This window comes from Metaclostridioides mangenotii (assembly GCF_017873185.1).
In the GTDB taxonomy this organism is placed as follows: Bacteria; Bacillota; Clostridia; order Peptostreptococcales; family Peptostreptococcaceae; genus Metaclostridioides; species Metaclostridioides mangenotii.
On record NZ_JAGGJX010000001.1, the window covers coordinates 1,256,424 to 1,277,818 of the forward strand.

Genomic DNA, 21,395 nt, shown 5'->3' on the forward strand with positions numbered 1-21,395 from the left:
TATATTTTGCGGCAAGCTACTTAATATATTAACGGATCTAGACCCATAAGTTGATAATTATAAATTGTATCACTAAAATCTTCAAACTTTGTCCCAACTCCGAACCTAATCTCTGCAAAAGCTTCTAAATACTCATCATCGCATACATCTTCTTGAGTAAGGTCTTCTGTAACCATCTCTACAGCTAATTCTGTAGCAAACATTGTCAAGAATACATTATAAGGCATTGTGTATCCTCCAAGCCTGCTAGATAGACCATATTTTTTTGCACCTTCGCTTATTTTATCATTTAACTTCTCGTAGTTTTCCTCATCCTTTTTAGCAACTTTAAATCCCATAACTTCTGGATAACTCTTAGTTGGATTTGGAGTACTTTGCTCAGCTACAATATATTTTAAATCCTTAGCTTTGTCGAGTATAATAGTATCTAAATCTTCATTAGCTCCAAACACATTTATGTCTATACCAAATTTTTTGACTTGGCTATCAATATCTTTCTCTAAAAAATCCTTCATAGCCTTTTTCTCTTGGTCATTTGTATAGTCCGGTAGTCCGATTTCCACAAATCCTATTTGCTCATCTATACAAGCAATTTTAATTTGATCTTTTCTTTCTAATATTTTCTTATCAGTTAGATCTTGTGGTGTTGAGTAGTGGACAAACGTCCTTGCTCCAAGCTTTTTAGCTAATTTAACCATCGAAATAGCTCTCTGCTTTGGATTCATTCCTAAGTTCACATCTACATATTCACTTAAATCGTTTACACTCTCTCCCATTGGTGCAGACATAGTTATTACTTCAGGTCTTTTCTTTTTAACATTCTTTAAAGCAAGTAAAAGACCTGGCTTATCTGTAGCAATTACAAATGCTTGTACAGTTTTATCCTTTGTAAATTTATCTATCTTCTTTTCAGTTTCATATGGATTATTTTCAAAATTCGCTGGAAGAACTTCGTGAATTATCTCCTTCTTTGGCTTCTTCTTGCCTTTCTCATCTTCTTTTAATTTGTTCTTTTCTTTAAAGTCTTTTACTAAAGTATTTACGGCATTGTATTGATCCTTATTTGCACTTTTACTTTCGGTAAACACAATAACCTTAAAATCTTTTACTTCTTCTTTTTTATTTTTATTCTTTGTCAACATACTACATCCTGACGTCATAACCACTAATGTCATCGTCATCAGTAGTGCTGTAACTTTTTTAAACATATTTATAAAGCCTCCTGATTGCATTAAATTATCGCAAATTATATTAATATCAACAAATTAACTATCTTATAATTTTATCATATTTTATGTCAAATTTATATAGGAATGATAGCATCAAAAAAAACCTATTAAGAATTCAAAATTTTCTTTGAGCTCTTCATAGGTTTTTATATAAATTCACAAGCTTTTCTAATTCACTTTATTTTTTAACTTTCAGCCTTTTGAGAATGATTGTTTGATCCTATATTTATAAAAGATCCTATCAGCCCAAATATTACTGCTGGTATAATCCAGTTGAAACCTAAATCTGTAAGTGGAATTTGATTTATAAATCCACATATACCAGTCAAACTGTAAAGTATATTAAACATGCTCGTAGCTAGTGTCGCATATGCAGCCCCTTTAAAGGCATTGTCATTTTTAATGTGAGCTCCTGCAAGAGTCATCAATACTAACACAAGAAGTACTGGATATACAAGTTGAAGTATCGGTACTGAAAACGTAATTATAAAATCAACACCTAAGTTTGCTATTACTGTACTTGCCACACATATTCCAATTACATATTGCTCATACTTGATCTTTGTTATTCCGGCAAAATAGTTTGCTATAGCAGAAGTAAGCCCTATTGCAGTAGTCAAACAAGCAAGTGCTACTATAAGACCAAGTATAGCTTTGCCAGTATATCCATATAGTAAGTTTGTGATTTCAACTAGTAAAGACGCTTGTGGTACATCTGTACCAAACATCGTAGATACTGTAGATCCTAAGAATGCAAGACCACCGTACACAAGACCTAAGAATACACAAGCTACTACCCCGGATTTAATAGTCATGCTTATTTTTTGTTTTTCGTCTGTATATCCTTTATGTGCTAAAGATAACAACATAATAGTTGCCATTGAAGCAGCGCCCAACGCGTCCATAGTCTGATATCCTTGCGTAAATCCTTCTGCAAATAAATTTCGATCTATCAACTGTGCTGGATTTGGATCCGCTATTGGAGTAATAATTCCTTTAATAATTAATATAAATAGTACTAATAATAATGCAGGTGTTAGAAACTTACCTATAATGTCGATTACTCTTGAACCTTTTATTGTTAAAACAAGTGTAAGCGCAAAGAATATCATCGAACAAATTATTCTTGATAGACTTCCAAAATCACCTATTATAGGCATTATTCCCATTTCGTAAGTTGTCGCCGCTGTTCTTGGTATTACTAGTAGAGCAAGACACGAAAGCGCTGCAATACTTATAATTCTTGCTAAAGTTTTACCTGACCTAGAAAGTATATCGTCAAGACTTCCCGAACACTTAGCTGAAGCGATTATAACTAAAAGTGCGATACCAGCATCTGCTAAAACAAACGCAAATATTGATAAAAGCCAATTCTGCCCAGATACTAAACCTAAATACGGTGGAAACAATAAATTACCAGCTCCAAAGAACATTGAAAAAAGTGCAAATCCTACTATTATAATGTCTTTCATCTGTTTACTCATAAGCCAACCTCCAATCCTAAATTAATTAATTTTTTTATCCCAGAAATAAAGTATAATATAATTTGCAGAATTTTGTCAATTTTTTAGATTTCATTAAATAGATTAAATTTTCTGTTAAATATATTCTTTTTTTATTTGATTTTAATTTCCATAAATCTAGTAAAATCTAATGCTTGAGCAACACTGCATTTAACACCTCTTATATCTTCAATACGAACATCTATATCCTCTATACTGCTCGATGATATATCTAGATTTTTTAACTTTGATCCTGTAAAAATAGCTCGATTTAATTCAACTTGATCCACAGCAAATTTTTCATTTTTTATTTCTTGAAATACAGCTTCAGAAAAATCAGATTGAACTATATTTACTCCGCAATTCCTCGTAAACGTCTGATGTCTAAGTAAGTACCTCTGATATTTTTGGCTTATCAATATTTATTAATTTTACCACTTATATATTCCCTCCAATACTATAAACTATTAATATAATACTTGAAAAATGAACAAAATACTATAATAAAATATTTTTAGAAGCTATAGAATCAAACTATGATCTAAACGATCAATTTCTATCATTAGATATCTAAAATCTGATCAATAAATACGAATATTATTTTGTTTTAATATCCCTTTGCCTGTTCTTAAAGTGATAAACACGAATATTATACGTTTATTTATTGCAAATAATCTTATTTTGGTTTATAATACAAAATATAAATAAAAAGTTATAAATAACACATGGAGGTATATGAAGCAATGTCAAATAACAATAATGGTCAGCTTTCAGTTTTTTTGGACAAGCACTTTAAAATAAGTGAGCGTGGTTCTAATATCAAAACTGAGGTAATTGCCGGAATAACTACATTTTTAACTATGGCGTACATAGTATTCGTAAATCCCGCAATACTATCAACTACTGGAATGGACAAAGCAGCACTTATAACAGTTACTATATTAGCATCAGCAATCGGTACATTGATAATGTCACTTATAGCAAATGCACCATTCGCATTGGCGCCTGGTATGGGATTAAATGCCTTTTTCACATACTCATTAGTACTTGGAGCCGGCATACCATGGCAAACAGCTCTAGGTGTTGTATTTTTATCTGGATGTGTGTTCTTAGTTCTAGCTGTAACTGGACTTAGAAAAGCTGTAGCAGACGCTATACCAAAAGATTTAGCTCAGGCAGCTGCGGCAGGTATCGGTCTTTTTATATCATTCGTTGGGCTTAAAAGTATGGGACTTGTAACTTCAAATCCTGACACTATTGTAGCTATGGGTAAATTTACTCCAACAGTTTTGATATCAATTTTAGGTCTTGCACTTATGGCTGCCCTAGAATATAAAAAGGTTACAGGAAGTATTCTGATAAGTATAATAATTACTACAATAATTTCAATAATATTTGGTTTTACAGAATTACCAAAAGCAATTATATCTATGCCACCAAGTATAGCTCCAATAGCCTTTAAATTAGATATTATGGCGGCACTTAAATTTTCATTAATCGGACCAATTTTCTCTTTTATGTTTATAGATTTATTCGATTCTCTATCACTATTAATTACTTGTTGTAAGAAAATGGGGTTAGAGGACAAAGACGGAAACATAAAAGGATTAGATAAAATGCTTTACGCAGACGTATCTGCAACAATCTTAGGTTCATTCTTAGGTACTAGTACTGTAACTACTTATGCTGAATCAGCATCAGGTATTGCAGCAGGAGCGAGAACTGGACTTGCAACAGTAGTAACATCGTCTCTATTCATACTTGCTTTGATATTTACTCCGCTATTGGGAATAGTTCCAACATATGCAGCTTCACCAGCATTAGTAATGGTTGGAGTGTTTATGTTCCAAAACATTAAAAATATAGACTTTACGGATATGAAGATCGCTGTACCAGGATTTTTAACAATAATAATGATGCCTCTTACTTACAGTATAAGTACTGGACTATGTTTCGGATTTATATCCTATGTACTTATGCACATAGTAGCTAAAGAGACTAATAAGATAAGCATCACACTTTGGATAATCGGAATTTTAGCAGCAGTAAACTTGATGTTAACTTAATCCTAAGATAATATAATGTTTTTAATTTTAATTTAATCATTAGTAAAGCAAAAAGAGAGCTTCCCCAGCTCTCTTTTTGCTTACTAATTTAGTATATTTTTTTGTATTATTTGTTATATATTTTTTGCATATTATTGTACGTCATATGTAATGAAACTAGCATCTTTATTTTTCTCTTTAAACCTCTTAGCTATTTCTTCTTTTTTATCTACATTGTCAGTTGTGTTTAAAGTGGCTAATACTCCCTCAACAGTGCTAGTAAATTTCTCAAAAGGTATCCCAATCGCCATCTCTTCAGCATTCCATTTAGCCAAGAATCTAGTACTTGGACATAGAGTAGATATATTCATTCTTCCTTCCATATACGGCTCAACAGTCACCTCTGAGCATATACCTTGCATTGCTGCTACTGTTGAGTTTATTCTTTCTCCTGTATGATATACATAGCCTTGTTGCAATCTCATCGCTTGATATGGATTTACTATAAGTATAACTACGTCTGGTGTAATCTCAAAATCTTCTAATGGTGCTACTGCAATTCCATAAGTAGGTGATCCAGTTCTATAAAGTCCTTTAACTCCTTCTCTTACTCTTCTAGCTGTGGCTTGAGTAGCGTATAAATTATATGAAAAATACTCAGCACCAGATTCTATTCTAGGCGTTGATGGCTCTAAAGCTAGTGCAGTTGTACCTCCATCGCAGTTTATGTGTTTTAATCTAGCTTTAAACGACATTCCCCTAGTAGCTTTTTCAACTATACAACAGTAAGCAAGTTGCCCTCCTGGCTCTTTCCATTCTATATCGTCGTATTCTTCCTCTGTAAATAAAAGTTTTACCCCAACAGGCTTCCTTGGCATATCCAGTATACAATTTAGATCCTCACAGTATTCCTTTACAAGCTCTGTGTTGAATTTATCTTGTGGTAGACCATAGGATATTGCTTTATTCTTAATTGGCATATTCATCACCCCCTCTTATATATTTATGAAACAAATTTTAGACCTAAATTAGTAAGCCCAAAATATGAAAGAATCAAAGTAATTGACAATACTGCTAAAATGTAAATTAATGTATAAATTATTTCATCTTTGTGTAAAGTCAGTTTTCTATAGTAAGTTCTACTTTTTGTTTTTCCAAATGCTCTCGTCTCCATAGACATAGATATTCTTATCCCTTTACGAACTGCGTTAGCCATCATAGGAATAATGTATCTTTTTGTATTCCATATCTTTAATAAAATATTTTTGCTTTCTTCTATACCTCTTACTTGGTGGGCGTGTTTAATGATTTCAAATTCTTCCTTAAATGTTGGTAAAAATCTGTATGCAGTTAAAAATGCGTATGCAAATTTCGGACTAATTTTAAAGTACTTTATAAGCAATATAACTAACTCAGTAGGATCAGTAGTCTTTACAAATATTGCTGAGTAAACGCTTATTAAAATTATTTTAAAACCTAATCCCAAAACCGTAATAATCATAAGAGGCTGACCGCTAATATATCTAGCTAATAATATAAATCCCATATAACCTATAGACATTATTATAAATACTTTTACCGCTTTAAATAGATCTAACATCTTTAAGTCGCTGAATAAAACTATTGTAATTAAAGCCAGTAATGTTAAAACAAGGGGTAGAAATGGCATAAATTCAAATGAACCAATCAAAGTAACTACACTTAAAGTCGACAAATTATTCTATACCAAATAATATTATATATAATATAGTTAAATTTGTATCCAAAATTTGTATACAAATTTCGGATAATCAACTGCACAAATATAGCTATTTTCTATCTATAAGCGTTATTTAACTCAAGTTCACAAAATCAACTTTATAAAATAAATTTAAAAATAAAAAAGCATTAAGTTGTGGATTTTATAATTCCATATCTCAATGCTTTTTGCTATTTAAAATTAAACTATTTATAATTGTACTATTTAAGATCAAATTACTTATAATCAAATTACTTACAATCAAATCATTTATAATTAATCTTCATAACCATTTGGATTCATTTTTTGCCATCTCCATGAATCTTTGCACATTTCATCTAATTGGTATTTAGCTTTCCAACCAAGTTCTTTATATGCTTTAGAAGAATCTGCATAGCAAATAGCTACATCTCCATCTCTTCTGTCCGTTATCTTGTATGGAATATCCTTCCCACTAGCTTCTGAGAAAGCTTTTACTAAATCAATTACACTGTAGCCTTTACCTGTACCTAAATTGTATATTACAAGTCCTGGATTTTCTTTTAGTTTTTCAAGTGCTTTCACATGTCCAGATGCTAAATCTAGTACATGTATATAATCCCTTACCCCAGTTCCATCGTGAGTAGGATAATCTCCTCCAAACACACTTAATTCTTGTAATGTTCCAATTGCCACTTTAGTAATATAAGGCATTAAGTTGTTTGGAATACCATTTGGCTCTTCGCCTATTCTACCACTTTTATGCGCACCTACAGGATTAAAGTATCTAAGAAGTGCTATGTTAAAAGAATGATCAGACTTATATATATCTGTTAGCATTTCTTCTATAATTAGCTTTGTTCTTCCGTATGGATTTGTCACTGATAGTGGGAAATCCTCCAATATAGGACAAGTCTCCGGTTCTCCATAAACTGTAGCTGAAGAACTAAAAACAAAATTTTTCACGTTGAAAGCCTTCATTAAATCGAATAGCACTAACGTGCTTATAAGGTTGTTGCTGTAGTATTCAATAGGCTTTTTTACAGACTCTCCAACTGCTTTTAAAGCCGCAAAGTGTATTATAGAATCTATTTTTTGTTCTCTAAAAACCGTCTCCATTTTTTCCACATTAGTTACATCGAATTCGTAGAATACAGGTTTCTTTCCAGACAATTCTTCAATTCTATCTACAACAATCTTATTGCTGTTGCACAAGTTGTCTACTATGACAACATTATGACCTGCCTCTAACAATTCTATACAGGTATGGCTTCCAATATACCCTGCGCCTCCGGTTACTAAAACTGTCATTTTTTTACCTCTTTCCTAAACTTTGATTCTCATCTTAATTTTATCATATTTTGTAAATATTTTACTAATATTTTCTAATTGAGCCTTATATATCATCTAATAGCTCTTTTATATCGTCATCTATATCTATATCAAAATCTACATCGTCTAAATCCGAATCTAATTCGTCAATATCCACATCAAGCTCTTGATATGCCATATCTATACTAGATTCATCGTCTATATCCATTTCTGTTATAATTTCTCTTAGTATACTCTCATCCCCACTTATTTCATCGATGCTCTCTTCTTCTACTAAATTTTCATAGATCTCTTTATCCAAATCAACTTCAATGTAAGAAGATGTCTCATCTCTATCTTGAGAGCTTAAATCTAATAATTTATATTCCAGATTCCACACAGTAGAATTTGTAATATATGTATTTTCTCCAATAAAGAACTTTTTATTATCCAAATTGTTTAGTCCATTCCCTATAAGCTTGTACATATCTTCAATTATATCTTTTCTTCTATAATTTGTCTCTTCATTTATAGGTAATTGCTTAAATACATATGTCTCTGTGATTTTATCAAATAATATATCTTTTATACCATCGCTTTTTATATCTACATAGTATTTCTTTAATGAGTCAAAAACACTTTTTATCGATAGGCTAGCTTCTTCAATATAGTATGGGTACATATCTTTTACTAAATGATTTAGCTTTTTTGATGCTTGTCTTAAAAATATATCTAGTTTATCGCTATCAGTTTCTTTAAGCATTCTGTAATTGTACTTTTTATGCTCATCCTCAGAGATAACAAATATAATTTTATTGAGACTATCTTCTATCTGATTTAAGTGTCTATAAAATTTATCTAACAAATCTAAAGCCACACTTTTTATACTAAGTAAAACATTAAATGTATCGCTATTAAAGTCTACCCCAAATTTACCTAACATAGAATTATTTTGAGATTCTATTACTCTAGGATAGTAAGCTGAAATCAAATCTAAGTCATTTTTTTGAATTTGTATATCTCGATAAAGTTTATTGACTAAATCGATTCTGATTTCATCATTTAATTGACTAGCCAAACTTTTATCTAATTCTTCTTTTATATAGAACATATTAGAGAAGAAATTGTAAAGAAGCATATCATTCATAGCTTTTGCCCAGTTGTCAAAAACGACTTCGGTAGTCATTTCTTTCAGAAGTGATTCTTTTGAAAATCTATATGTATCCTTTATAAGTTTTTCTGTCATAGTCTTTCTCAAGTACATACTTACAACTTGGTTTTGGAACACTATCTTGGTTTCAACATAGCCCTTATCTACAATTACTTTATTGTTGTCTACTACTATATCTAGAATTTTTTCATCATCTATAGATAGTATATCTAAATCCTTATACTTGCTTATCTTAAGCTTGTCATCGACTTGTTCTATAAAAAATGGCGTATGGTTTCCCGTATAACCGACTTTTTCGTCTTCAATATCATTTAAACTGTCAATTCTCATTATATCTCTATTTTTATCATTTATATATAAATTAAAAACATTTTTTCCGTCGAACACAATTAAGTCTTTATCTAATGAAAGCTTGTAACATCTATTTTCATCGACAGAAAGTAATTGTTTCTTAGTCTTTTTATTTATAAATATAAGCTGACCTTGGAATCTTATCATAAGGGTATTTGCGTTTTTATAGTCACAACCCTGTATATTGCCAGTAACTTTACAAAAAACTACATCCGATTCTGGAGGTAAGTTACCGATTTTATGGTTCTCTTTTACTGTTTCCTCTATATTTGATGGAATTATATTTTTTATATTATCGTTGAATATTGTGATAGATCTTGCTACAATTCCTTCTCTCTCTATATGAAAGTATCCTTTTAAAGAAACATATCCATTTTCTACAACATCCCTCTCAATATCTGAAAAGTATATCTCAAATCTATTTTTACTGCCCATAAATACGAATTTTTCGTGATCACAATTTATACCACCTATAAAGTTTTTAGAACCATCGATGCTGAGTATAGTTGCACTATCTTTTATAGCAAATATAAAATCCCTCTGATTAGCGCAGATCATCTCATAATCAACTACTCCTAAAACCATCTTCAAATCCGCTCTAGCTCTTTTTTTAGATCCATCATTCTCCAAATAAAATGAAAAATCTATACCTTCAACAAATATTTTATTATCCTTTAAATATGATACAAGCTTTTCTTTATTTTCAGAAAAACTGTAGATATACTTAATTCCAACTAAGTCATCTAAATCTGAACCCTCTCCAATTACTATATTCCCTAAATTAGTTATAAATAGATTTTTATTTGTTTTAGAAAAACCATTTATTCCTTTGAGATCAAAATAGTCCGAATCTAATTCATATATAACTTTTTCACCTAATTTTAGCATAATTACACACTCCTAACAGATATTTGTAATTACAAAACACCACTAACTATAATAAATAATAATTTACACCAATACTATTGTTGAAGTTCGTTGTAAATCTCATCTAAGTTCTTAGAGTATTCTCTGTAAGCAGAACCAGATTTACCTTTTAATTCGTCTTTAAGATCATTGTACTCTTCTTTTAATTCTTCGTCACTCATCTTCTTTGCAGATTTTTTAAATTCATCTATTTTGTAGTCGTAATATTTATCATATTTAGCAATATACGTATCAATCGATTTTTTTGAAAGTTCACTAGTTCTTTCAGTAGCTTCATTGTAATCGTCAAAATCGCCTGCATCTATTTTGAAGTATCCATTGCTCTTAACTATTTTAGTATCAATTCCCTTAGAAGAAAACTTCTCCTGAGCTTCTTTAGCACTACTCTCACTATTGTGAGCTCCAGCATACACTCTGTAGTACTCTCCGCCACCGTCTTTTAGAGCTTCCATTTCTTTTGCTTTTTTTGCTTCAGCCTCTTTAGCCTTTTTTTCAGCTGCAGCTTTCTTGTCTACTTCTTTTTTTGAACTGTTATTTGAGCTGTTATTTGTATTTTGGCTCTGAGTTTGAGTGTTATTTGATGCACTTTGATCTGGTCTATTGCTTCCTTTAACTGTTGTAAAGTAAATCACAACTACCACTGCTACTACCGCTATGGCTACTATAGCATCCCTAACTCTTCTTGTCTTCGGAAGGGCTTCACCATCTACGTCTCTATCGTCTTCGTCATCGCTATTTGAGCTTACTTGCTCATTAATTACTATATCTTCAGACATTATTTCATCTTCACTATGGCTTGAATTGCCAAAGCTTGTATTTTTTTTGTACTCTTCATTGAATTTTTCTAAATCTTCAAATCCAGGTACATATACATCATTTTCTAATTCATCACCCTTATGACTCTCTTTATAATTTTCTTTTTCCTCAATACTATCAGCTAATTCAACAAACTTATGCTTTTCGTTTCTTTCAACATCTTCTCCATCTTTCTCTCCCATTGATTTAAGTATTTCAAGTTCTTTAAATACTTTTGTCTCTTCTGGATGAGTATTATTGCTTTTATTATCGTTCATAGCTTGATTTTTGTCGATTTTTTCTTTAGCTGTAACTATCTCTCTTACAGCAAAGCTATCTTTAAAGTGCTTATTTTTATCTGCATTTTTTATCATATAGACGTATTCATCCATATCTATATCATTAAAACTAGCTACATTTTTCGATGCGATTTCTGAACCCACTATATTGCTAAAATTCTTTTTAATTATCTTACAAGCTTCGTTCCATACTTCAAGATTTATAACTGTTTCATCCTTAATAATGGATTTCATGTAGTCCTTGAAGTTCTTCTCTCCAAATTCACCTATTGCTACTAGTCTCATAGCGCCTTCAATTAGGTCTCTATTCTTATTATTTAAAAACTCGAGAATAATAGATCCCGCAGCGAAGTCAATTATTCCCTCTGTACCGAATCCTAGAGCTTCATCATTAGTTATATCCTCTAGCTTTAAAATTTTCTTGTACTCATTGTTTATGTACTTTTCTATGCTATTCGCACTTAGGCCTCCAAGTTTGGTTAGATACGTAACCTCAACATCGTTTATACCTGAATGCTCACTGTGATCTTTAAACTGATCGTTCTTTTCTTCAGACACAAGCTCCATTTCCTCTGAGTAGTCAAACTCATCTTCATCATCTAGAGAATCTCCTACAATTTCTGCTTTTGAATCTGATAATATCTTATTTACACATATAATTATTTCTTTTTTAAGATCTCTCTTTACTTCTACATAGTCTAAATCGTATATAAATTCAAATTCATCTCTATCTAAACTTATTTTTCTAAATAGAATATTTAAAAGATCTTTGTATAGATTAAGTACCTTATAATCTTTTTCTAGCCTTCTCTTCTTCTCATTAATCTCCATCTTATCATAAGCCAAGAAGCTTCTTAAATCGTCTACTTTAAGTAGCTTTATATCTTCTTTCATGGCTTTATTTACATACTTTCTACATTTTGCGGTGATTAATTCAAGATCTTTTTCTAGCTCGTCTATATTAGGTATGTACTTGTCAGTTATCCACTTGCCTATCAAAGGCTCTATGTTTCTAGACAGAGTTTTATAGAATAGTATATTAAACTTAAGTAGTTCAACATATTTACTTTCATTTAGATCTACTTTTTCGAATTTTTTATTTAGAGTCGCATCCATTTTTTCATTTATCTTAGTCTCTTGTTTTAAGAAATTCGATGCTACATTCAAAACAGTATTTTTTATTAAGTTATTCTTTTCTTCCAAATTCTCCACTCCTCAACAATGTATTTTTACTGTAATCTATGTTAAATGATCTTTCTCACTTTTTAATTAAAATTCAGATAAGTTTCAATTATTACATACTTACTCATATTCCATTATAACATATCATTTTTTTCAGATAACTATTTTATTATAACATTTTTTACTATATACGACTTTATAAGTTTCTACAAAAGAAGTTTTTACTTTATTTTTATATTTTTAAAAAAGACAAATAAAAAACCTATATAATTGTACAATTATATAGGTAACTATATTTTTATATAAAATTTACAATATAAGGTTTTATAAGTATATTACATTAATTATATCTTAAGGCTATAATCTAATATTATCACGCTGATATCCCTTTGAATAGATTACATTTCCTTCCAGAAGATCTTATTTAAATCGTCACCTTCAATGTCAGTCCTGCGCTTCCCTACAGTTCCTACTAAAGAGTATAAATCTATCGAACGGTCGTATTTAAACTCTTTTAACAAATTAAAGTTTTCTATTTCTGATGTGTTTCTAACATGTATCCTTGGCCCTGTACAATTCACTATCTCTGACTCTCCAATACATATATGTTCTTCATCTCGATAACTAATGTCCAAATTCTTGGATATCATATTTTTTACTTTATTTTCTAACTCTTCTATATTAATATCAGGTTCTTTCTCAAAGTTTAGAATAAATCCACCCCTGACATCACTATTTATTGGCTTAAATGGTTTTTCATAATCCTTAGTTAAAACTAAGGTAGTCAAATCTTCCGCAGTATGGGCCATTCTTCGGTATTTTAATGAAGATATAACTATATTGTAGATATCTTTAGGCAGAGGGCCAAACAGGTTCGGTCTGGTTACTATAATCTCTTCTCCAATACCCAATAGTAAATCTGCATTGATTTTCAAATATGGATAAATCAAATCAAAATGTTCAATAATAACCCTTCTACCGTTTTCTAGTGCACCCTTTACAAAATCAACGATTTCATACATCTGTGCAAAAGCCAGTTGAAATCTCATATCTATATGATAAGACGCATTTCTATAATTTTGATCTAGACCATTGCGAACCTGCATTACCTTATGTATATCCAGTCCATCATCATCATTAGAAAGGTCAACGCCCGGAAACATCCCCTTTAATATTAGCGATTTACCACTTCCGGAGTCACCGACTATACCGATTAATCTATCCTCATAACTTAAATACCATTGTGAAATCTGATCTCCCATCTTTAGAAGCCTCTCTCTTCCCCTCGGGGCAAAGTACACAGAGTATATATGAAACTCGTGCAGTGCTCTCATTAAATCATCTCCAAATTTATAATAATATGTTATCATTAGAAAATTTTTCTGGGTTAATACTTAAAAAATTCTAAAGATCGAATTTGAAATCTAACAGTGGAGAATGCTGTTGGGCTCCATATACATCTGTTTCTCCAAGTGCTCCTGAACTTATAGGTCTAACTATTGTTATTTTAACTGCCTTGGCAGGATCAAAGTATATAACATCTATTACATCTTTAATATCAATTTTATATAATTTTGCAAAAGATTCTTTAGTTATTACATTAGCCTTGGAAAATTTATTATATACTTCAAGTTCAGAAAATATTATATCAAAAGTCAATTCATGGGGTCCTGAATTCTTACTCCTTATAACATCCGCAACATCAATTAATTTATACATTATTTAATTCCCCCTTGTTACACATCTTAATTTCTACCGGAAAATACTTACATGGATCAGGTGATTCCATTAAACTATATACACTGAACTCGTACACTTCCCCAGCCTTAAAATCTGAAGGAGAAAACGGAAATGCTAAATTGCCCGCTGTTGAGATTCGACCATCATATCCAAAATGCAATAAGGTAGATCTAGCAAAACTACAGATAGTATTTGCTAATTTTTGTGTCGGTGCCACAGCTTCAATAACAATTCCAATCTCTTGACCACTTTCAAAATCTAGATTTTCAAATATACCCATAGCTCCATTTTTACCGTATATCTTAAAATCCAAGAAGAATTCGTTGGAATTGAAATTTTCAAAGTTAGACCACACCATATCTTTAACTGTATCAATAATCTCGTCTATTTTACTTATCATTATTGAATCTCTAACACCTGCAATAGAAAGCGTTCTATATCCTACTTTTTTAACTCCTTCTAACTTCACATAGTAAGTGCCATCTGTCGGTATAAAACGACTTCCTCTCACTATAACTGTATTTTCTTTAGACTGTTCAAATTTAGTATCCGATAAATCCAATATTCCCCCTGGGCCTGGTAGACTAGTTGGGTTGCTCTTTTCGTATAAAGTATGTGCTGCAACAGACATTGTTGTGCACTTGCGTATAGATGACAATGGCTCTAATTCAAAATGATCTTCTCTTAAATATCCAAACATACAATCGCTTCCACTTCCCGGAGTAGCAGCAATAGCAGCACATTCTAGTATTTTCCCCATATGGATAGCTAGCCCCTTATCAAAACCTTCTTTAACCGCTAAACATGCAAATACAGCAGGGTCATAAGTCCTTCCTGCTAAAATTACCTGCGCTCCTCCTTCCAAAGCTTTAAGATAAGGTTCCACACCCATTTGCGCTACAATTCTTACTGAATCTTCAACATCTTGTTCAGTTGTTTTAGGTGCGGGGTAAAGCTGGTTGACTTTCCCATTTTTTAGTTCCTGCATAACGATAGATTTATCTATTTCTGCTTCAATTATGCCCATCTTAAAAGATAGCTGATTTTCTTTAGCAATCTCTTTAAGTATTTCTAGATTCCACTCGAGATGACAATTCGCACCTGATCCACCAGCCGTTCCTATAATCACTGGTATATTCTTTTCTACAGCAGCTTTTAGCAAATACTCCATATCTCTTTTAACTGCATTTCTATCGGTAAATGAAACCCCCGCCCCTAGATAGTATGGCCCTGGATCTGTTGATCCAGCATCAACCGCTATTACATGAGGATTTCTTTTTATCCCCTCAAGAAAAGATTCCTCTGGAAATCCATAGCCTAATATAGCTGTAGGTGAAAGTACTCTTAACTCCTTCATGTTAATTACCCCCCATTTTATCATTAAGCATAATTATTCTCTGCATCTCGTTGTAAACAATCATGTATCCTTCGTCAACACCCATCCCTGGTTTTGCGAGACATTGATCTGGGATTGTCGCCATTGCAATATGTGCACATACTTGAGCTGAACGATCTGTCTCATTGCATGTTCCTCCAAGATATGCTCCCATACCATTCTCCTTACAGTACACTACAGCTTCAATAGTATTATTTATTCCGCCTAAATCGGGTGTTTTAATTTGTGCCATATGTCCAGATTTATTGTCTGTAAAATAGCGTACATCCTCATAAGTATTGCACCATTCATCCGCAACAATCTCTACGCTAATTCCCTTTTCTTCTTCCATACTGCGTATAATTTTCAATGCTTCCATCTGCGCCTCTCTACCGCCGACATCTACAGGCCCTTCTATGCGCAACTTAAATGGTCTCGCTTCTTTTTCTAACTCTCCTAAATAATCTACTATTTTTTCAAAGTCCATGTTGAACGCAATTCCTAATGTACCGTAAACATCTATATGAAGTATTGGATAATAATTTCCATAAGGTCTTTTATCAATAATTCTATCTCTAAGCCATCCAATGTATTCTTTTAATTTTTCACCATTTTTACCGAGTTTTAAATCTACATTATTAATCAAAGCGTGAGGAAGAATATCTGAAGATTTTAAAATCATTTTATCGGTATTTAAGTATCTATCATCTCCAGACTGTGAAAATATAGGTATTGGTTTATCCGATACTTTTAGTCCGTACTCTTCAGCTATAATCTGTGCCATTAACTTGTGCTTTGATTTAGCTACAGCATCTAGAACAGCCTGAGTTACACCGTAACGTATAGCTGTATGAAGTTTGTTACCTTTTTCATCTTCTAAACCGTCTACCACTTCTGACATCTCCCTAAAAGTTGTGATGTCTTTATCAATAAATATAGGTTTAATACATCTTTCTATAATCGGTATAAAATCATCAGCTAAAAACAGTGGATCCCTACCTCCTGCACCAGAGTATTGAACAGCTGCACAATCTCCATATGCCACCTGACCATCTTCTAATAAAAACATAACAGATATAGATTCACCTGCAACTCTAATACTCTTAAATCCTGGCAACTCAGGTTTACCAACATATGTATTTCCGTCTGCCTCGGCATCTAGCTTAATAGCTTTTTGATCATCAAAGAAAAAACCTGTCTTACCTTTTGAACAAATCAAATCTATAATTTTCATATATACACCTCCTATATTTTAGTTACAAATATGTTTGATTTACTGTATTGGTTAACTAATAAACTGTATTGGTTTACTATCTTAATTTACTGTCTTGGCCTTCCAACTAAATACCCCTTCCCAATAGCGTAAATATCATCTATAACCATCTGGAAATTCACATCGCGTTTTTCTTTCTTTGCCCTTTCATCAAGTTTAGCTCTGTGAAAATCTATAATATCTTTTGAAAAAGGTATATTGCCATATTCTAAGAAACGTACTGCTCCATTATTATCTCTAACTGGCATAACTTTGCCCATATTGTACTTACTTGGTGCAAATGGAATATCTATGATTCCTGCTTCAAATGATCTGACAGTGCCAATAGCATAATCTCCCTTGCCCAATTCCTCTGTAATAGAAAGTATATTCTCCATCTCTGCTTCAATGATTCTACACTCATCAATAACTTCTTTAAGACTTAATAAACTTTGATCTTTTAACATAGATACTATCTGCTTTGTTGTTTTTAACCCCGCTGCGTTTGCTTCTTTTGTAGGTATCCCCACAGCTTCATGTGGTGTCTTAACAATTACTTTTGTTGCTCCTGCAAGGGAAGCCGTAGCAGCTCCCCATGATATTACGCTAAAAGCCTTAGATTCATCTTGTGGAAAACCGCCCATCCATTGGTGTAATACAGTTGTGACTGTTACATCAGAGAATCCATTTATATCTAGATATTTTTTAGTCATCTTTTTTAAACTTTTAATTGCCGCAATATCTTGAATAATATTGCCGCACTGTCCATATCCGACAGTTATATGTTTGCACCCCTGAGCAGCAGCTAACAAGGTTTCGATTATAGCAACAACATTAGATATACAAGGTGGTACTAATGTACCAGTCAATGGACCAAATGGCTCTCTATTTATAGTAATCCCAGCTTCTTCATATATACCAACCAAGCGGTCACAATACTGCCAATCAAATATGGTCTTTTCTATGGAATGATTTTTTGAATAAGGTATGTTATAAGAAATTCCTCCGCCTTCATAAGAGGTAAATCCTCCAGCTATGCAAATTTCAGTCAATAGTCTTGCATCCGGAGTCCCATGGCGTACTTGTACTGGACTTTTAACAGCACTAGTTACTTTTCTACATATATCTACGCCGTAATTTACTGCTGGAAAGCCATTGAGCATTGAACGCCCTGATTTTTGACTTTCTTTAATTCCAACTTCGGCTTCCTCGTAGCGATTAAGTCGAGTATAGCTATCAATAGTTGTAGGTAGTAAATCTGCCCTACCTTCATCTTCTAGATATTTTAAAAGCTCAATGTGTTCGTCAACTAGTGCAACTCCTGCACGTGGTTGTATCAATGTCACCCCGTTATTTTCTGCATTATTGAGTTTATCAGAAAAACGCTTATTATCAGGTATCTTCTTTTGATATTCCACTGCTTCTTTAAAGTCGATACCTTTTGATGTATTCCATTGATCAAATACTTCTTTTTGTATACTGCAAAATAAATCATCACTTAATTTTTCATTTCTTAAATCTGTATTCATACAATTAATCGCTCCCTATAAATTATATAGTTCCCATTATTTCTTATAATCAAATTCGAAAATACTTTATATACGTTTAAGAATGATAATATTTAAATGTCAGTTATACTTAATTAATTTCAACAAATTCTTTTTTCATAATATCTAAAGCTATCTCTGGCTCTATTCTTCCCAATAATCCCATAGCCGCAAAGCAATTTCTTTTATCTAATAAAAATTTAGGACTAATAGGCTTCAATAAATTTATATCAGATTGTACATAGACAGATTTCTTTAAAATATTTATAGGACTTCGGCTATTTACAACCGAACCCCCTGTACCAATAATATATTTTACTCCAGTCAAATCTTTACCAGTTTGAATTAAAACCTCTCCTATAGTTGAAAAAGTGGTCTCAGTAAATCCACAATGTCTCGCTGCAGAAATCCTTATAGCTTCACTTGCCATTGCTTCATCTATATTTTTTTCTAATCCTGTTGGTAAAATCTCAGGATTTTTACTACAACTTTCGATCCATAAATTAACTTCATCCTCAGTAGCCCCTGATTCAACACATATACGGTCAAGACCCGCTTCTTCAACCAAAGAGCTTATACTATATCTAACGCCGATATCCCCTTCTATAGTTCTCTTAGCATAGGGCTCATTTATTCCCTGCATATACACATTAGGTCTTGATGGATTGCCATCTGACAATGAATAAACATCTGTTGTCGCTCCCCCTACATCATAAGCCATTATTTCGCCCAATCCAGCTTGTTTTTCTGTTCCCCTACTCAATAATTGCGATGCCTCAAAAACTGCTAGAGGAGTAGGTATAATTTCATAAGCCATAAGTTCCTGAACTTCTTCAAGCCCTTTAGCTGATATTATATTTTTAATAAACAAATCGCGTATTGCTTTCTTAGCAGGTAGTATATTTAGCTTATTAAATACTGGCATTACATTTTCACATACAACTGTTTCCTTTCCAGATCTATTTATTATTTCCGCCGCCTCATCTGAAGCCGATTTGTTACCAGCGATAATCACAGAAAATTTTTTCTCAATTTCAGATATCATTCTAGCATTATGGAGTATTACATCTTTATTTCCTCCATCTATTCCTCCCGACAGTAAAACAATCTCAGGTTCTATATTATATATTTCTTGTTGTTCTTTTTTACTTAATTCATAAGAATAAGTCTTCAATACTTTTGCACCAGCACTTGTAGCTGCAAGACGCGAAGCTTTAGCTGTTATATCGTCAACTAACCCAGAGGATACCATTTTTAGTCCACCTGCTGCACTGCTCGACGCTATCATTTTATCAAAATTGATATTGCCACATTGATTAGTTATTTCATCTAGTGCAGATTTAAAACCATTTATTACGTTTGTATCTACGGTGGTAAATGATTTAGCGGTACCTATAATTTCCCTGCTTTCTATATCTATAGCTGTTAGTTTGGTGAATGTACTTCCAAAATCAGATGTTAGGTATACTTTCATTAGATAACTCCAATCCAAAATCTATTTTAATATCTGAAATGGTGATTTCTGGGGAAGTTCCAGGAGGATAAACTCTATCGTATCCCATGTCCAGAAATACTTGTTTAACAGTACCGAAATCTGCTTTACCGACAACTAAATTTCCACCAGCATATAGTTTTATACTTTTTAGTCCAGCTTCATCACATTTTTGCCTTAACCCTCTACAATCGATTTCCCCATGTCCATAAAGTGATGAAACGACAATCGCATCTGCATCTGATTCTATTGCTGCTTCAATAAATTCTTTCTGAGAAACCATTACACCTAAATTGATTACATTAAATCCAGCTTCTGTGAATGCGTAATTGAGTATTTTATTTCCAACTACGTGTACATCTGCTCCAATAACTCCTATAACTAAAGTTATTTTTTCTTCCATTTTATCACCCCTGACACATTTATATTCCTGCTTATGGTCTAAATATTATTATAAAATTTCTACCTAATTTAACTCCATTTTATTAAAATAGGCTATTATAAATGTTTCTTTTGTTTTTACGAGTTTATAGTAGTTCAATAAAACTCATTTGTCAAGATTTCTATATACCACCAGAAATTTATATAACTAATACATTATAATTTACTCTTCAAAATCTATATATATTCTTAATTTAATAAACAAAAATATTGTTTATATTAAAAAATAACATATATATTGCCGTATATTCTTTAAATAATATTTATACAAATAAAAAAATGCTTTACAATAAAATCTTAAATTTCATTGTAAAGCATTTTTTTATTTAATTTATTATAATCAAGCAAATCTATAAGCGGAGTTCTGTATTAGATAATCATCTTTCTAGGCCTATCGTCACCGATAAGCTCAAGCAACCTACCTACCGGAGAGTACGAGCAGCACTCTTTAATCCTATCTTGGTCTTGCTCCAGGTGGGGTTTACATAGCCGGCTAGTCACCTAACCGCTGGTGAGCTCTTACCTCGCCTTTCCATCCTTACCATATAAATGGCGGTTTATTTCTGTTGCACTATCCTTAGAATCGCTTCCACTAGGCGTTACCTAGCACCTTTGCTCTATGGAGCTCCGACTTTCCTCAAGTAGCATAACTACTTGCGATTATCTGATTTACTTGATTAATAAATTTATTTGCAATTTGTTTGTTTTTATAATCATATTAATGAATTTTAAACTGATACAACTATCAATTTTATAGTCCTAAATATAACCATTGGTCTAAAGTAAAAAAGATTATGTATAAACACAATCCATTTGGAGCTGGTGATAGGAATCGAACCTACAACCTGCTGATTACAAGTCAGCTGCTCTACCGTTGAGCCACACCAGCATATGAAGATTTTATCAGCACTTTAATTTGTTAGCACTCTAAAAACTACATATATAATTTAGTAAATCATCTAAAATCAGGTCAAGTCCTCGATCTATTAGTATCGATAAGCTCCATACATTGCTGCACT

At 32.1% G+C, this 21,395-nt stretch carries 16 protein-coding genes, 1 tRNA gene and 1 other RNA gene; 1 reads left to right on the forward strand and 17 read right to left on the reverse strand.

All coding sequences use genetic code 11. The features are described from left to right. Positions 1-20 precede the first annotated feature (20 nt). The 3 genes from J2Z43_RS06110 to J2Z43_RS06120 all read right to left on the reverse strand — a co-directional run bounded on the left by J2Z43_RS06110 (position 21) and on the right by J2Z43_RS06120 (position 3,150). Positions 21-1,208 carry a DUF3798 domain-containing protein gene (locus J2Z43_RS06110; protein WP_209456303.1) on the reverse strand — a complete coding sequence of 396 codons (1,188 nt, stop codon included), beginning with the start codon at positions 1,206-1,208 and terminating at the stop codon, positions 21-23. A 206-nt stretch (positions 1,209-1,414) separates the two neighbouring features. Continuing rightward, positions 1,415-2,713 (reverse strand): branched-chain amino acid transport system II carrier protein, encoded by a 1,299-nt coding sequence (gene brnQ / locus J2Z43_RS06115; protein ID WP_209456304.1) that lies wholly within the window; start codon positions 2,711-2,713, stop codon positions 1,415-1,417. A 131-nt stretch (positions 2,714-2,844) separates the two neighbouring features. Next, the gene (locus tag J2Z43_RS06120; RefSeq protein WP_209456305.1) at positions 2,845-3,150 is read right to left on the reverse strand and encodes a hypothetical protein; all 306 of its coding nucleotides are present in this window, start codon (positions 3,148-3,150) and stop codon (positions 2,845-2,847) included. A 324-nt stretch (positions 3,151-3,474) separates the two neighbouring features. Here J2Z43_RS06120 and J2Z43_RS06125 point away from each other — a divergent pair, with 324 nt between their 5' ends. Further along, complete coding sequence (locus J2Z43_RS06125) at positions 3,475-4,797, forward strand: NCS2 family permease (RefSeq protein WP_234925981.1); 1,323 nt, start codon at positions 3,475-3,477, stop codon at positions 4,795-4,797. A 131-nt stretch (positions 4,798-4,928) separates the two neighbouring features. Here J2Z43_RS06125 and J2Z43_RS06130 read toward each other — a convergent pair whose 3' ends face one another. The 14 genes from J2Z43_RS06130 to J2Z43_RS06195 all read right to left on the reverse strand — a co-directional run bounded on the left by J2Z43_RS06130 (position 4,929) and on the right by J2Z43_RS06195 (position 21,265). Then, positions 4,929-5,756, reverse strand: coding sequence for a DUF169 domain-containing protein (locus J2Z43_RS06130; RefSeq protein WP_209456307.1), 828 nt, complete (start codon positions 5,754-5,756; stop codon positions 4,929-4,931). A gap of 23 nt (positions 5,757-5,779) precedes the next feature. Further along, a complete protein-coding gene (locus tag J2Z43_RS06135; protein WP_327786924.1) occupies positions 5,780-6,490 on the reverse strand; it encodes an energy-coupling factor transporter transmembrane component T family protein in 711 nt (236 codons plus the stop codon). Positions 6,491-6,790: 300 nt separating this feature from the next. Beyond that, entirely contained in the window at positions 6,791-7,804 is a 1,014-nt protein-coding gene (galE, locus tag J2Z43_RS06140; protein ID WP_209456308.1) for a UDP-glucose 4-epimerase GalE, read from the reverse strand. A gap of 85 nt (positions 7,805-7,889) precedes the next feature. Beyond that, positions 7,890-10,214 (reverse strand): hypothetical protein, encoded by a 2,325-nt coding sequence (locus J2Z43_RS06145; protein WP_209456309.1) that lies wholly within the window; start codon positions 10,212-10,214, stop codon positions 7,890-7,892. Positions 10,215-10,288: 74 nt separating this feature from the next. After that, complete coding sequence (locus tag J2Z43_RS06150) at positions 10,289-12,559, reverse strand: SPOR domain-containing protein (protein WP_408631516.1); 2,271 nt, start codon at positions 12,557-12,559, stop codon at positions 10,289-10,291. 368 nt (positions 12,560-12,927) lie between these two features. Continuing rightward, positions 12,928-13,863 carry an alanine-tRNA synthetase second additional domain-containing protein gene (locus tag J2Z43_RS06155; RefSeq protein ID WP_209456310.1) on the reverse strand — a complete coding sequence of 312 codons (936 nt, stop codon included), beginning with the start codon at positions 13,861-13,863 and terminating at the stop codon, positions 12,928-12,930. Between the two features lie 70 nt (positions 13,864-13,933). Next, positions 13,934-14,248: a DUF4387 domain-containing protein gene (locus tag J2Z43_RS06160; RefSeq protein WP_209456311.1), complete on the reverse strand. Its 315-nt coding sequence runs from the start codon at positions 14,246-14,248 to the stop codon at positions 13,934-13,936. Then, positions 14,241-15,626 carry an acyclic terpene utilization AtuA family protein gene (locus J2Z43_RS06165; RefSeq protein ID WP_209456312.1) on the reverse strand — a complete coding sequence of 462 codons (1,386 nt, stop codon included), beginning with the start codon at positions 15,624-15,626 and terminating at the stop codon, positions 14,241-14,243. The genes J2Z43_RS06160 and J2Z43_RS06165 overlap by 8 nt, the downstream gene beginning before the upstream one ends. Before the next feature lies 1 nt (position 15,627). Next, positions 15,628-16,878, reverse strand: a complete 1,251-nt coding sequence (locus tag J2Z43_RS06170; RefSeq protein ID WP_209456313.1) for a methylaspartate ammonia-lyase — start codon at positions 16,876-16,878, stop codon at positions 15,628-15,630. 86 nt (positions 16,879-16,964) lie between these two features. Further along, entirely contained in the window at positions 16,965-18,425 is a 1,461-nt protein-coding gene (locus J2Z43_RS06175) for a methylaspartate mutase subunit E (RefSeq protein WP_209456314.1), read from the reverse strand. A gap of 109 nt (positions 18,426-18,534) precedes the next feature. Beyond that, complete coding sequence (gene glmL, locus J2Z43_RS06180) at positions 18,535-19,917, reverse strand: methylaspartate mutase accessory protein GlmL (RefSeq protein ID WP_209456315.1); 1,383 nt, start codon at positions 19,915-19,917, stop codon at positions 18,535-18,537. Then, on the reverse strand, positions 19,895-20,338 hold the full coding sequence (gene glmS, locus J2Z43_RS06185; protein ID WP_209456316.1) for a methylaspartate mutase subunit S: 444 nt from the start codon (positions 20,336-20,338) through the stop codon (positions 19,895-19,897). The genes glmL and glmS overlap by 23 nt, the downstream gene beginning before the upstream one ends. Positions 20,339-20,713: 375 nt before the next feature. Next, an RNA gene (gene rnpB / locus J2Z43_RS06190) (RNase P RNA component class A) lies at positions 20,714-21,052 on the reverse strand. Between the two features lie 138 nt (positions 21,053-21,190). Continuing rightward, positions 21,191-21,265, reverse strand: a tRNA-Thr gene (locus J2Z43_RS06195). Positions 21,266-21,395 lie beyond the last annotated feature (130 nt).